Below are 13,485 nucleotides of genomic sequence, written 5' to 3'. Positions count from 1 at the left end.
AATGTCCGGCCACCTTGGAGTCAAGATGGCCGGACACGATCCGGATCGAAAGATCGCGGTTATAGCTTACTTATAATCGTCCGGGTTCGGCGAGTCGGTAGGCTTGGCGAACTCGTTCTTCAGCTCGGCCGAGATCGGGGTGTTGAGGTTCAGACCCTTCGGCGGGATCTTCTGGGTGAACCACTTCTCGTAGATCTTCTGGCCTTCCCCGGAAGTATAAAGCGCTGCGGTCGCCGCATCGACCACCTTCTTGAACGCGGCGTCGTCCTTGCGCAGCATGATGCCGTAGGGCTCAGGCTTGGAGAACGCGTCCTTTGAGATGACGTAGTCGTCGGGCGACTTCGAGCCGGCAACGAGGCTCGCGAGCAGGATGTCGTCCATCACGAAGGCGACGGCGCGGTCGGTCTCGACCATCAGGAAGGATTCGGCGTGGTCCTTGGCCGGGATGATGTTGGCGCCGAGGCTTTTCGCAACATTGGCTTCGGTGAGCTGCTTGATGTTGGTGGTGCCGGCGGTCGAGACCACGGTCTTACCCTTGAGATCGTCGATCGACTTCAGGCCGCTTGACTTCTTGAAGACGTAGCGGCTGGCGGTCAGGTAATGGGTATTGGTGAAGGCGACCTGCTTCTGGCGCTCGGCATTGTTGGTGGTCGAGCCGCATTCGAGGTCGATGGTGCCGTTCGCCATCAGCGGAATACGCGTCGCCGAGGTCACCGGGTTGAGCTTGACCTCGAGCTTGTCGAGCTTGAGCTCCTTCTTCACGGCGTCGACGATCTTGTAGCAGATGTCCATCGCGAACCCGATGGGCTTCTGATTGTCGTCGAGATAGGAGAACGGGATTGAGGAGTCGCGGAAGCCGAGCGTGATGGCGCCGGTGTCCTTGATGTTCTTCAGCGTGCCGGTCAGCTCCTCGGCCCCGGCCTGGCTGACAGCGAAGGTCGCGGCGAGCGCGAGGCCGATGCTACGGAAATGTTTCACTTTTGGGTCCCCTTTCAGGATGATGCCGGCGGGATGCAAGCACAAATTGGGTTGGAATAGAATGTGACTTTTGGCTGGATCGCGGCTCCGGTTAACGGCTCAGGCCGGCGGGCGCGTTAGCGGGCTTGTTAGCGGGCTTGGCAATTCCCCGAGATCCCAGAACAGGCCGGCCATCACCGTCAAGGCCTCTTCGGTCAATGGCAGCAGGATGTGCTCATTGGGCGCATGCTGGGAGCAGCCGGGATAGGAGTGCGGCACCCAGATCGTCGGCAGGCCCAGGATCTCGGAGAACACGTCGTTGGGCAACGAGCCGCCGAAATTGGGCAGCACCGCCGGGACCTTGCCGGTGGTCTGGCGCACCGAATCCGCCGCCCATGTGATCCAGGGGCTGTCGAAATCCGTGCGCGAGGCGGCAAAGCTCTGCGCCGCCCGCACCTCGACCATCGGAAAGCCCTTCTGCGCCAGATGCGCGCGGATCGCCTCGATCAGCCCATCGATCCTGGTGCCGACCACGAAGCGCAGTTGCAGCACGGCGTTGGCGTGGCCGGGAATGGCGTTGGCCGGCTTCTCGATATTGCCCGACGACATCGCCAGCACTTCGAGCGTGTTCCAGGCATAGAGCCGCTCGGCCGCCGAAAGACCCTCCTCGCCCCAGTCCTCGGCCAACGCCGGCTCGTCCTCGGTCGGCACCACCTGCACGTCGGCAAGATAACTGCGGATCTGGTTGGTGAGCCGGGGCGGCTTCAGCGCATCCAGCTGAAGACGGCCGTGGCCGTCGACCAGCGTCGAGATCGCGTTGACCAGAATGGTCGCGGGATTGGCGAGCACGCCGCCCCAATTGCCGGAGTGATGGCCGCCGTCGCGGAGGTTCACATCGAGATGAATCCGGATGCCGCCACGGCAGCCGAGGAACAGGGTGGGACGGTCGGCGGACAGGCGCGGCCCGTCGGAGGCCATGAACAGATCGGCCTTGAGCGCATCGCGATTGAGATCGCAGACCTTGCCGAGATCCGGCGAACCGATCTCCTCGCCCATCTCGACGATGAACTTGGCGTTGAAGCCGAGCTTGCCGCCGCGGGCCCCACGCACCGCGCGGAGTGCGGCCATGTTGATGCTGTGCTGGCCCTTGTTGTCGGCGGTGCCGCGGCCGTAGAGACGCGTGCCCGAAACCGTGGTGCGCCAGGGATCGCGGCCATCGCGCCACTCGCCTTCCATGCCGTCGACGACGTCGCCATGACCGTAGATCAGCACGGTCGGCGCAGTCTCGTTCTCGTGGTGTTCGGCGAACAGGAACGGCGCCTTGCCGCTGGGAGATTCGACCATCCGGCTTTCGAAATCGAGCGCGGCGAAAGCGGGCACCATCTCTTGTTCCAGATAGGCGCGCAGCTCGACGCTCCGGTTCGGATTCTGGCTCTCGGTCCGGTAGGCGACGCGGCGGTCGAGTTCGGCGAGGAACGCGCCGGATTTGAAATCGTCACGGGCGCGGGCGATGGCATCGGCTCTGGTCATTATTTTCTTTTTTAGGTTGCGAGACGAAGGAGCATACCCGATGCGGGCAGGCCTCCGAAAGTGGCGGGGACTTCGATAGTCTTGGGATTTCGTTCTTGCTCTCTTGAGATTGGCTTGCCAAGCGCGGCAGCGCCGCTGATTTTGGCCTTGCCAACGTCGCGCTATATGCAAGAACTTCGCCAAGTTCGGGCGCAGCTCTATCATTCGAAGAGCGCCCGGTACAGGGCGCCGGGGGACCATCATGGCCAAGCAGATCAGGCTCAATGCATTTGCGATGAATTGCGTCGCGCACCAATCACCGGGCTTGTGGACCCATCCGCGCGACCGCACTGCCGAATATAACCGCCTGCCCTACTGGATCGATCTTGCCAAAACACTGGAGCGCGGCCGTTTCGACGGCCTGTTCCTGGCCGACGTGCTCGGCGTCTATGACGTCTACGGCAACAGTCCTGACGCAGCCTTGCGCAATGCTGCCCAGTCGCCCTCGAACGATCCGTTGCTGCTGCTGTCGGCAATGGCCGCGGTGACGCAGAATCTCGGCTTCGGCGTCACCAGCAATCTCTCCTTCGAGCCGCCCTATCCGTTCGCGCGGCGGATGTCGACGCTCGATCATCTCACCGAGGGACGAATCGGCTGGAACGTCGTCACCGGCTATCTCGACAGCGCCGCGCGCGGCGCCGGCAAGGACAAGCAGATCGGGCACGACGACCGCTACGAGATCGCGGACGAATATATGGAGGTCGTCTACAAACTCTGGGAAGGGAGCTGGGAGGACGACGCCGTGCTGCGCGACCGCACGCGCGGCATCTTCACCGACCCCACAAAGGTCCATCGCGTCAACCACCAGGGCGCGAACTACCGCATCAACAACACCATCCACCTGAGCGAACCGTCGCCGCAGCGGACGCCCGTGCTGTATCAGGCCGGCACCTCACCGCGCGGACGGCAGTTCGCGGCACGGCATGCCGAATGCGTGTTCATGTCGGGGCCGTCGGCCAAGGTGATCGCGCCGCGCGTATCGGCGATCCGTCAGGAGGCCGCCGCGTTCGGGCGCAATCCGGCGGAAATCCTGATGTTCTCGATGATGACGATCATCCTCGGGCGGACGGAGGCCGAGGCGAACGAAAAATATGCCGACTATCGCCGCCACATCGGCCCGGAGGGCGCGCTGGCGCTGATGTCGGGATGGACCGGAATCGACTTCTCCGGCTACGAGCTCGATCAGCAGGTGCGCCATGTTCAGAACGATGCAGGCCGCAGCGCACTCGATAACGTCACCCGGGCCGATCCCGATCGCGTCTGGACCGTGCGCGACGTCATCGAGCATGTCGGCGTCGGCGGCGCCGGTCCCGTCGTGGTCGGCACGCCGGAGATGGTCGCGGACAAGATCGAGGCGTGGTTCGAGGCGACCGATGTCGACGGCCTCAACGTCGCCTTCGCGATCTCGCCCGGTGATTTCGAGGACATCGCCGACATGCTGGTGCCGGAGCTGACGCGGCGTGGGCGGTACAAGGCGGAATATGCAAAGGGCACGCTGCGGGAGAAGCTGTTCGGTGACGGGCGTGCAAGGCTGGGTGCGCCGCATCCGGCGGCGGGATTCAGGGTGGGGAGGAAGGGGTAGCGTCACCGCAGTCGTCCCGGCGGAGGCCGGGACCCATAACCCCAGGGAGCGGTTTGGCGAACACTGGTCGTTGGGGACTAGTAGCACGCGCGACCGATAGATCACGCGGTATGGGTCCCGGCCTTCGCCGGGACGACAGCAGGGCTACACCTTCCCGTCCACCATCACCTCAATCAGCTTGGTTCCGGGCCGGCCAAATGCCGACGCCAGCGTCGCCTTCAGCTCGCGGGGATCGCTGACCTTGATCGCCTCGCATCCCAACGCCTTCGCCACGCCCGCGAAATCCACCGGCGGATCGACAAAATCCATGCCGACGTAATTGTCGTCGCCATGGAAGGCGAGCAGACGCTGCTTGATGATGCGGTAGCCGCCATTGTTGGCAATGACCACATTGAGCGGCAGCTTGTGATGCGCCGCCGTCCACAGCGACTGGATCGAATACATCGCGCTGCCGTCGCCGGAGAAGCAGACCACCGGGCGATCGGGATTGGCGATGCTGGCGCCGACGGAAGCCGGCAGGCCCCAGCCGATGCCGCCGGAGGCAATGCCGTGATAGCCGAAGCGGTCGCGGTGCGCACGCAGCGCCGTGATCTGGCGGCTCGAGGTGAGGCCTTCGTCGACGAGGATGGCATTGGCGGGCATGGCCTCGACCATTTGCAGCACCAGCCAGTCCGGATCGATGGGGCTGCGGTCCGCGGCTTTGCCGATCTGCTCGACCAGCGCGGTGCGCCGCGCGGTCCAGTTCTTCGGCGCGAGCTCGGCGAGACGTTGCCTCGCGCGATGCGCCAGGGCCGCGCTGCCCATCTCCTTCAACGCCGGGATCAACGCGCGCAGCGTTTCCTTCAGATCCGCCTTCAGCGCGATCTCGGCGCCGTAGTTCTTGGCGATCTCCCAATCGCCGAGGCCGATCTGCACGATGCCAAGGCCCTCCGGCAGCGCATCGACCTCGCTGTAGACCGACATCCGCAACGGATCACCGCCGAGCGCGATCAAGAGGTCGTATGGCGCAAGCGTGTCGCGCGCGACTTTCTGGACACGAGCCAACGTGCCGACGAAGCTCGGGCTCTCGGAGAGGAAGTGCGAGCCATAGGGCGTCGACGATTGGTATGCGGCCGCGCCCAAAAGCTCGGCGAGTTCGGCGGCCTCCTTCAGCGCGTCGCTCTTCACCACCTCGTCCATGGTGACGATCACGGGACGCTCGGCCCTCAGCAGCCGCGCGGCGAACGCCTTGAGTGCCTCATCCGATGGCCTTGTACGAGCGTCGATGCGGGTGGAGCGGCCGAGATCGATCCCGGCCTCGCTGTTGAGGATGTCGCCGGGCAACGAAATGAACACCGGCCCGGTCGGCGGCGTGGTCGCGACTTTGGCGGCGCGGCGCACGATGCGCGGCAGATCCTCGAGCCGCGTCACCTCGACCGCCCATTTCACCAGCGGCTCCGCCATGCGCACCAGCGGGCCGTAGAGCACCGGCTCCATCAGGCCGTGGCCCTGCTCCTGCTGGCCCGCGGTCAGGATCATCGGCGTGCCCGTGAACTGGGCGTTGTAGAGCGAGCCCATCGCGTTGCCGAGGCCGGGCGCGACATGGACGTTGCAGGCGACGAGCTTTCCGGAGGCGCGGCTATAGCCATCCGCGATCGCCACCACCAGGCTCTCCTGCATCGCCATCACATAGGTGAGATCAGGATGGTCCTTCAGCGCATGCATGATCGGCAGCTCGGTGGTGCCGGGATTGCCGAACAGATGCGTGATGCCCTCGTCCTTGAGCAGCGCGAGAAAGGCGGAGCGGCCGGTGATCTTGTTCTTCATGTTTCCTCCAGAGGCGGACGTTGCCGCAAGGCAGGAAGCATGATGGCCGAAATCGCGGGAGGCGCGCAAGGAAGCGCGGTCATGGCTGCGTTGCGTGGGCCCAGCACGCTACATCTCCTCGCGCCCCAGCTCGAACGGATCCTCGCCGCCCGCCCGCTTCTTCTTTTTCGAGCGCTGCCAGACCACACCGGGAAAGCCCTTCAACGGTACCAGCGGCTCGCCGGTATAGGTCCATTCCTGCAGCTCCTCGATCGCAATGTGATAGAGCGGCTGGCGGCCGGTGCGCTCTTTGAACAGCGCACGGGGGATGTTGACCATGTGCGGCCCGCGCGGGCGCTCATATGCGATCGGCGTGCCGCAATGCGCGCAGAAGCTGCGCGCGGTCTTCGTTGCCTTGTCCTCGTAGCGGGTCAGCGCCGTCTTGCCTGCGGTGATGCGAAACCGTTTCTTCCAGCTTCCGACATAGGTCGCATAGGCGGCGCCGTGGGCGCGACGGCTGGCGGCGGAGTGATCGTGCCAGGCCCAGCGTGCGGGGACGTCGATCTCGAAGGTGACCTTGCCGCAGAGGCATTGGCCGGTGGCAACTCCTGCGGCGGCTGCGGCTTTGGCCATGGGTGCTTCCCTCATCGCTCGCAATGACGGAATTCGTGGTGTCCGTCGGGGCAACACAATAACTCCGCAGCCCGGATGAGCGAAGCGACGTCCGGGAAGACCAGAGCTTAGGTGAAGACCCCGGATATCGCTTCGCTCATCCGGGCTACAGCAGTGTCAGACCGGCGTCAGCTCGTCATACACCGGATAGTCCGTATAGCCCTTCTCCTCTCCGCCGTAGAACGTCGCACGGTTATACGGCGTGAGAGGGTAGTCGTGCTGCAGGCGGCGCGGCAGATCGGGGTTGGAGATGAAGATGCGGCCGAAGGCGATGAGGTCGGCGTGTCCCTCTGCGATGGCGGCGTTCGCCGTCTCGCCCGTAAACCCGCCTGCCGTCATCAGCACGCCGCTGTAGAGCGGGCGGAACAGCAGCATTGCCGACGGCACGTTCTGCCAGTTGACTTCGGCGCGCCCCGAGCCGCTGGAGCGCGGTTCGATGAAATGCAAATAAGCAAGACCGAGCTCGTCGAGCGCCTTGACCACATGCGTATAGAGCGGCATCGGATCGGGCTCGCCGGAATCATTGGCAATGCCGTGGGGCGACAGCCGCACGCCGACCCGGCCCGCGCCCCAGACGTCGATCGCGGCCTGGGTCACTTCGAGCAGAAGCCCCGCGCGGTTCGCGATCGAGCCGCCATATTGATCGGTGCGCTGGTTGCTGCGTGATTGCAGGAATTGCTCGAGCAGATAGCCGTTGGCGCCGTGGATCTCGACGCCGTCGAAGCCCGCGGCCAGCGCATTCTTCGCGCCCTGCCTGAAGGCCTCGACGATGCCCTTGACCTCGTCCGTCTCCAGCGCGCGCGGCGTCTCGTAGTCGGAGATCTTGCCGTCCGCGGTCATCGCCTTCATGCCTTCGGCCTTGATCGGGATCGCCGAGGCCGAGACCGGCAGCTCCCCGCCGTGGAAGGAAGAATGCGAGACGCGGCCGACATGCCAGAGCTGGAGAAAGATGATGCCGCCCTTGGCGTGCACGGCGTCGACAACCTTGCGCCAGCCCGCGATCTGCGTTTCCGAATAGATGCCGGGCGTCGCCGGATTACCGCGACCATGCGAGAGCACAGGCGAGGCCTCGGCAATGAGCAGGCCGCCTTGGGTGGCGCGTTGACCGTAATATTCGGCATTGAGCGGCCGCGGCGAAAAGCTCTCGCGCTCGGCCCGCATGCGCGTCAACGGCGCCATCGCGACGCGGTGCGCCAGCTTGTACGGACCGATCTGCAACGGTTGAAACAACGCCTCGAATTTCATGCCGGCCCCAGAATGGCTAAGGAAGGATGCGCATCATATAGCGAGGGGGCGGCCACCGGGAAAGGCGCCGCCCCTGTAAAACCAGATATTCCCTCCCGCGGAACGCGGGAAAGACCAGTGTTACGCCGTCTTGATCCAGACGGCCTTCACGTTGAGATATTCCTCGACGTGCTGCTTGCCGGATTCGCGGCCGTAGCCGCTCATCTTGTAGCCGCCGAAGGGCACGGCCGGGTCCATCGCCTGGTAGCAGTTCACCCACACCGAGCCGGCACGGAGGCGCTTCGCAACCGCGTGCGCCTTGCTGACGTCGCGCGTCCACAGCCCTGAACCGAGGCCGAACGTGGTGGCGTTGGCGCGCTTGACCAGCTCGTCCATGTCCTTGAACGCGATCGCGGAGATGACGGGACCAAAGATCTCCTCCTGCGCGATGCGCATGTTGTCCTGGACGCCCGCGAACACCGTCGGCGACACGAAGAAGCCTTTTGCGAGCGCGCCTTCGGTGACGCGGCCACCGCCGGCGAGCGCCTTGGCGCCTTCCTTCTGGCCGATATCGAGATAGCTCGTGACGCGCTCGAGCTGCTGCTCCGACACCAGCGGTCCGATCTGGGTGTTGGGATCGAGGCCGTTGCCGACCTGCAGCTTCTTGCCGAACTCGGCAACGCGGCCGACGAACTCCTCGTAGATCGACTGCTCGACGAACAGCCGGGTGCCGGCGCTGCAGATTTGCCCCGAATTGGCAAACACCGCCATCGCAGCGCCCGGCACGGCGGCATCGAGATCGGCGTCCGCGAACACGATGTCCGGCGACTTGCCGCCGAGCTCGAGCGAGACACGCTTGAGGTTGCCGGCCGAGGCTCGGATGATCGACTGGCCCGTGACATGCGAGCCGGTGAAGGCAACCTTGTCGACGTCGTGATGCGCGGCAAGCGCCGCGCCCGCAGTCTCGCCAAAGCCAGGCACGACATTGATGACGCCGGCCGGAACGCCCGCCTCCATCGCGAGCTCGGCGATGCGCAGCGAGGTCAGTGGCGCCTCCTCGGCGGGCTTGAGCACGACGGTGCAGCCGGTCGCGATCGCCGGACCGATCTTCCAGATCGTCGCAGTCAGCGGACCATTCCAGGGAATGATGGCGCCGACGACGCCGATCGGCTCCTTCAGCGTGTAGGAAAAGATTTCGCCGGGCAGCGAGTTCTCGATGGTCTCGCCATGGATCGCGGTGGTCTGGCCGGCATAATAGCGCAGCATTCCGACGGCGCGCAGGCGGTAGGCGCGGGTACGGCTGAGCGGCGCGCCCATGTCGAGCGTGTCGAGCTGCGACAATTCGTCGAAATTCTTCTCGACGAGGTCGGCAAGCTTCAGGAGAAGGTTCTGCCGCTCGAACGGCTTGACCTTGCTCCAGGGACCTTCGAAGGCGCGGCGGGCGGCAGCGACCGCACGGTCGATGTCTTCCTTGTCGCCCTCGGCCACGGTTGCGAGCAGTTCGCCGGTTGCGGGGTTGTGGGTCTCGAAGCGCTTGCCGGAGGCCGCATCGACCCACTTCCCGTCGATCAGCATCTGCTTGTAGGACCCGTTGGCGAATGGATGGCGCGTGATCGGAATAGCCTGCGACACAGCCATGGCTGAACTCCCTGTCAAATGATTGATTGGTTCGATCTGGGCGGGATCGTTGGTCGATAGAATACTGCGATGCCGGACAGGCGTAAAGGAGAGGCGTAAAGTCGGCGCGGAACGAAGACCTCCCATGCCGACTTGTGCAGGGTCGCGCGAGTGCCATGTTATGGCACGACCGAGCCCCTCCCCGGAGACGATCCATGCCCCACCCCGCCATCGTCAAAGACAATGTTGCCGTGATCACCGGCGGTGCGTCCGGCATCGGATTCGCCGCCGCCGCAGCGTTCGCGCGCGACGGCATGAAGGTGTGTATCGCCGATGTGGATCAGGCGGGACTGGCGGATGCCGCAACAAGACTCTCATCCCTGACGTCCGCCACACACGTGATGACCTTCGCGATTGACGTCAGCAAGGCCGAGAGCGTGACGGAACTGGAGCGCGCCGTGCGCGAGCGCTTCGGTGGCACCGACATCCTCATGAACAACGCGGGCATCCAGCCCGGCAGCACGCTGTTCGGCGAACCCGACAACTGGCAGCGCATTATCGGCGTCAACATGTGGGGCATCATCAATGGCTCGCGCATCTTCGCGCCCAACATGATGGCGCGCGGCAGGGCGGGGCTCATCATCAACACCGGCTCGAAGCAGGGCATCACCACCCCGCCCGGCGATCCCGCCTACAACGTCTCCAAGGCCGGCGTGAAAGCTTTCACGGAAGCGCTCCAGCACGAGCTGCGCAACACTGCGGGTTGCCGCATCACCGCGCATCTGCTGATCCCCGGTTTCGTCTTCACGAACCTTACCGCGAAGGGCCGGACGGAGAAGCCGGCCGGCGCCTGGACCGCCGAGCAGACCGCGGATTTCATGCTGGCGCGGCTGGAGGCCGGCGATTTCTACATCCTGTGCCCCGACAACGACGTCCCGCGCGCGCTCGACGAAAAGCGCATGCTGTGGGCCGCCGGCGACATCGTGGAAAACCGCCCGCCGCTGTCACGCTGGCATCCGGACCATGCGGATGCATTCGCGAAGTTTGTGAAGGGGGATTAGGCGCTTTCCTTCTCCCCTTGTGGATAGGGTGAAGAAACCTACAGCGTCTCTTGCTGATGCCCACAATTCTTGCAGGCGAACTTGATGCGGGTCTGGCCCTTTGGCGCCTGCACACGGTTCGGGGCGCCGCATTTACCGCAGACGGCCTCGATGCGGGTATCACCCTGCTTGACGACGACGGTTTTCTTTTCCATCGATTCGCGGATCAGGCGCTCGGCCTCCTCACGCAGGGATTGTTTCGACAAAGCTCGTCTCCGCCATAAATGCGGGCGAGGCTTATCCCACCTGCGGCCAAATCACAATCCGAAACGGCTGCTCAGACCTCGACAATCACGTAGCTGTCCTCGACATGCACCGGAAACGTCTCGGCGACATACGGACCTTTCTGGAGTTCCTCGCCTCGCTCCACCGCGACCGGATATGACCTGATCTTGACGCGCTTTGGGTCGAACCAGGATTGGCCGTTGCGCATGTCGAACTCCCAGCCATGCCAGGGACAACGCAGCATCTCGCCGACGCGCGAGCGTTGATAGATGCCGGGCTCGGGCGAGGTCAGTCGCGCCACGCACGCCGCTTTCTCCAGCGGCGCGCCTTCGTGCGGGCAGCGGTTCAGCAGCGCGAAGAACTCGCCATTGACGTGGAACACGACAATGTCGCGGCCGTCGATATCGACGACTTTGTTGCCGCCGGGTGGGATCTCCGAGATGGACGCGACGATGTGACGGGCCATACCGTTGAGACCCCTCTCAGAACTTGTAGACCGCGCGGGCATTGGTGCTGAAGATCTTCCTTCGCTCGGCTTCTGTCAGCGGCGTCTTGAAGGCGAAGCGCGGATCGTCGAAATCCCAGTGCGGATAGTCCGACGAGAACAAGAGACGATCGATGCCGACCCATTCGATCAGCGAGCGCAGGTGCCGGGCTTCGTCAGGCTCGTCGATCGGTTGCGTCGTGAACCAGAAATGCTCGCGGACATATTCCGACGGCTTGCGCTTGAGATGCGGCACCTCGCTGCGGAAGCGCTCAAAATGCTGGTCCATCCGCCACACCGCGGACGGGATCCAGCCGAAGCCGCCCTCGATGAAGACGAACTTCAATTTTGGAAAGCGCTCCGGCACGCCCTCTATCACGAGACTGGCAAGCTGCGCCGCGATGGTGTGCGCGTTGGACTGGTGCTCCTCGACATAATAGGACGGCCAGCCGCCACCGGTCGGCGCATGCCCGCCATAGCCGCCGACATGGATGCCGAGCGGCAGACCAAGTTCTTGGGCACGCTCGTAGATCGGCCAATAGCGGCGGCGGCCGAGCGGCTCGTTGGCGCGCGGCGAGACGTTGATCTGAACGTATTCGCCGATCTTCGCGCAGCGTTCGATCTCGGCAATGGCGAGATCAACGCCGTCCTGTCCCACCAGGATCGAAGCCTTCAGGCGCGGGTCGCGATGCGACCAGAACGCCAGTTGCCAGTCGTTGATGGCGCGCTGGATCGCGGCGCCGAATTCGAGGTTCTGCTGCGAGAAGATGAAGAGATCGAGCACCTGCAAAATCCCGAACTCGACGTCGAGCGGATCGAGATGCTGCTTCTGCATGAAGGCGAGATCCGAGCCGGGAGGTCCGCCGGTCGGCGGCCAGGCATCGCGGCGCGCGATCAGCGGCGAGGAGCGCGGATAGGGCGTGGTGAACAGATAGGGCGTGCGCAAATGGCTGCCATATTCCTTCAGATGCTGCTGCCAGCGCTTTGGCAAGAACTCGTTGAGGTCGTCGGGCGAATGCAGGCTCGGATGGACATCGCAATCGACGATGCGCAGCCGCGAAGCAGCGGGCTTCTCGTCTTCCCGCAGCGGGCGGTCGATGACCTCACTCATGCGAACCTCCAATGTCAGTTGGCGAGCGACAGCCGCGGAAACGTCTCCAGCGGGTTGTCGACGCACATCTTCGAGATGATGCTGTTCGGCAGGTTCGGCGGGATCGGATCGTCGCCGTCGAACTGCCAGTGGGGATAGTCGGACGCGAACAGGAACATCTTCTCAGAGCCGATCTGGTCGATGATCTCCTCGACGCTTTTCGCATCCGAGGGCGCATCGAACGGCTGCATGGTGACGCGAAAATTGTCGCGAATGATCGCAGCCGGCTCGCGCTCGACCCAGGGCACCTCGACGCGCACCCCGCGCCAGGTCTTGTTGGCGCGCCACATGAAGGCCGGCAGCCAGCTCACGCCGGATTCCATCAGCACGACCTTGAGGTCCGGAAACTTGCCGAATACGCCCTCATAGATCAGGCTCAAGATCTGCGCCTGAAACGCCTGCGCCTCGACGAAGTAATATTCGTAGCGGTGCGACGGCCAGCCGGCCGAGCTCGGCGCCTGCCGATATTGCGTGCCGGCGTGGATCGCGAGCGGCAGCTTGTACTTTTCGGCGAGCCGATAGACCGGCCAGAAATGCCGCCGACCCAGCAGCGTCTCGCCCTGCGCCAGCACGAGGATCGAGACGAAGCGGTGATCGCCGGCGCGGCGCTCGATCTCCTCGACCGCCAGATCCGGGTCCTGCATCGGCACCACGATCGAGGCACGCAAGCGCGGATCGCGCGACAGCCACTCAGTCGCGATCCAGTCGTTGATCGCCTTGCAGAAGTCGGCCGCCATGTAGGGATCGAACACGGCCTGAGCGCCGTAGAGCACGTTGAGAATCGCGTGGCTGGCACCCAACTGCTCGAATGCGCCCTTCTGTAACATCGCAAGATCGGAACCAGGCTTTGCGCCGTTCACCGGACGCCAGTCGGTACGGCCCGCCAGCGGCATGCTCGGTGGATAGGAGGTGAGATCGAGTCCATCGATGGCACGGCTCACCACCTGCTCTTTCCAGTGATCGCTGAGATAGGGCAGCAGCGTCGTGCGCGTGCCACCAACCGCCGGGTGGATGTCGCAGTCGATCCGCGTCGCTGCCATGAGGTTCCTCGCCGAGATCTTGTAAGCACATCTTATTGGCGGCGTTCTTGTGCGCCGCCTGTGAAGACTGCCCCTGCCCG

Annotated in this window: 12 protein-coding genes; 2 read left to right on the top strand and 10 right to left on the bottom strand. The window is 64.2% G+C overall.

What is annotated here, in order from left to right:
• Positions 1-66 precede the first annotated feature (66 nt).
• Both AC0L20_RS06625 and AC0L20_RS06620 read right to left on the bottom strand, forming a co-directional pair.
• On the bottom strand, positions 67-978 hold the full coding sequence (locus AC0L20_RS06625) for an amino acid ABC transporter substrate-binding protein (RefSeq protein WP_027565488.1): 912 nt from the start codon (positions 976-978) through the stop codon (positions 67-69).
• Between the two features lie 99 nt (positions 979-1,077).
• Positions 1,078-2,487 (bottom strand): M20 family metallopeptidase, encoded by a 1,410-nt coding sequence (locus tag AC0L20_RS06620; protein WP_473287898.1) that lies wholly within the window; start codon positions 2,485-2,487, stop codon positions 1,078-1,080.
• Positions 2,488-2,728: 241 nt separating this feature from the next.
• Here AC0L20_RS06620 and AC0L20_RS06615 point away from each other — a divergent pair, with 241 nt between their 5' ends.
• On the top strand, positions 2,729-4,108 hold the full coding sequence (locus AC0L20_RS06615) for an LLM class flavin-dependent oxidoreductase (RefSeq protein WP_473287897.1): 1,380 nt from the start codon (positions 2,729-2,731) through the stop codon (positions 4,106-4,108).
• A 144-nt stretch (positions 4,109-4,252) separates the two neighbouring features.
• Here AC0L20_RS06615 and AC0L20_RS06610 read toward each other — a convergent pair whose 3' ends face one another.
• The 4 genes from AC0L20_RS06610 to AC0L20_RS06595 all read right to left on the bottom strand — a co-directional run bounded on the left by AC0L20_RS06610 (position 4,253) and on the right by AC0L20_RS06595 (position 9,427).
• Complete coding sequence (locus AC0L20_RS06610) at positions 4,253-5,914, bottom strand: thiamine pyrophosphate-binding protein (protein ID WP_473287896.1); 1,662 nt, start codon at positions 5,912-5,914, stop codon at positions 4,253-4,255.
• A gap of 108 nt (positions 5,915-6,022) precedes the next feature.
• The gene (locus AC0L20_RS06605; protein WP_247357886.1) at positions 6,023-6,526 is read right to left on the bottom strand and encodes a GFA family protein; all 504 of its coding nucleotides are present in this window, start codon (positions 6,524-6,526) and stop codon (positions 6,023-6,025) included.
• A 156-nt stretch (positions 6,527-6,682) separates the two neighbouring features.
• A complete protein-coding gene (locus AC0L20_RS06600; protein ID WP_473287895.1) occupies positions 6,683-7,810 on the bottom strand; it encodes an alkene reductase in 1,128 nt (375 codons plus the stop codon).
• Between the two features lie 120 nt (positions 7,811-7,930).
• Complete coding sequence (locus tag AC0L20_RS06595; RefSeq protein WP_456767647.1) at positions 7,931-9,427, bottom strand: aldehyde dehydrogenase family protein; 1,497 nt, start codon at positions 9,425-9,427, stop codon at positions 7,931-7,933.
• A gap of 194 nt (positions 9,428-9,621) precedes the next feature.
• Between AC0L20_RS06595 and AC0L20_RS06590 the strand changes: the two genes are divergently transcribed.
• A complete protein-coding gene (locus tag AC0L20_RS06590) occupies positions 9,622-10,467 on the top strand; it encodes an SDR family NAD(P)-dependent oxidoreductase (RefSeq protein WP_473287894.1) in 846 nt (281 codons plus the stop codon).
• A gap of 38 nt (positions 10,468-10,505) precedes the next feature.
• Here the strand turns inward: AC0L20_RS06590 and AC0L20_RS06585 are convergent, their stop codons facing one another.
• The 4 genes from AC0L20_RS06585 to AC0L20_RS06570 all read right to left on the bottom strand — a co-directional run bounded on the left by AC0L20_RS06585 (position 10,506) and on the right by AC0L20_RS06570 (position 13,405).
• Positions 10,506-10,712, bottom strand: a complete 207-nt coding sequence (locus AC0L20_RS06585; protein ID WP_007615092.1) for a hypothetical protein — start codon at positions 10,710-10,712, stop codon at positions 10,506-10,508.
• A 71-nt stretch (positions 10,713-10,783) separates the two neighbouring features.
• Positions 10,784-11,197, bottom strand: a complete 414-nt coding sequence (locus AC0L20_RS06580) for a Rieske (2Fe-2S) protein (protein WP_473287893.1) — start codon at positions 11,195-11,197, stop codon at positions 10,784-10,786.
• Positions 11,198-11,213: 16 nt separating this feature from the next.
• Positions 11,214-12,326 (bottom strand): amidohydrolase family protein, encoded by a 1,113-nt coding sequence (locus AC0L20_RS06575; protein ID WP_473287892.1) that lies wholly within the window; start codon positions 12,324-12,326, stop codon positions 11,214-11,216.
• A 14-nt stretch (positions 12,327-12,340) separates the two neighbouring features.
• The gene (locus tag AC0L20_RS06570; RefSeq protein ID WP_473287891.1) at positions 12,341-13,405 is read right to left on the bottom strand and encodes an amidohydrolase family protein; all 1,065 of its coding nucleotides are present in this window, start codon (positions 13,403-13,405) and stop codon (positions 12,341-12,343) included.
• Between the last annotated feature and the right edge of the window lie 80 nt (positions 13,406-13,485).

It is taken from the genome of Bradyrhizobium sp. Kon58, from assembly GCF_055807455.1.
This window is presented reverse-complemented; position numbering and strand designations above follow the sequence as displayed.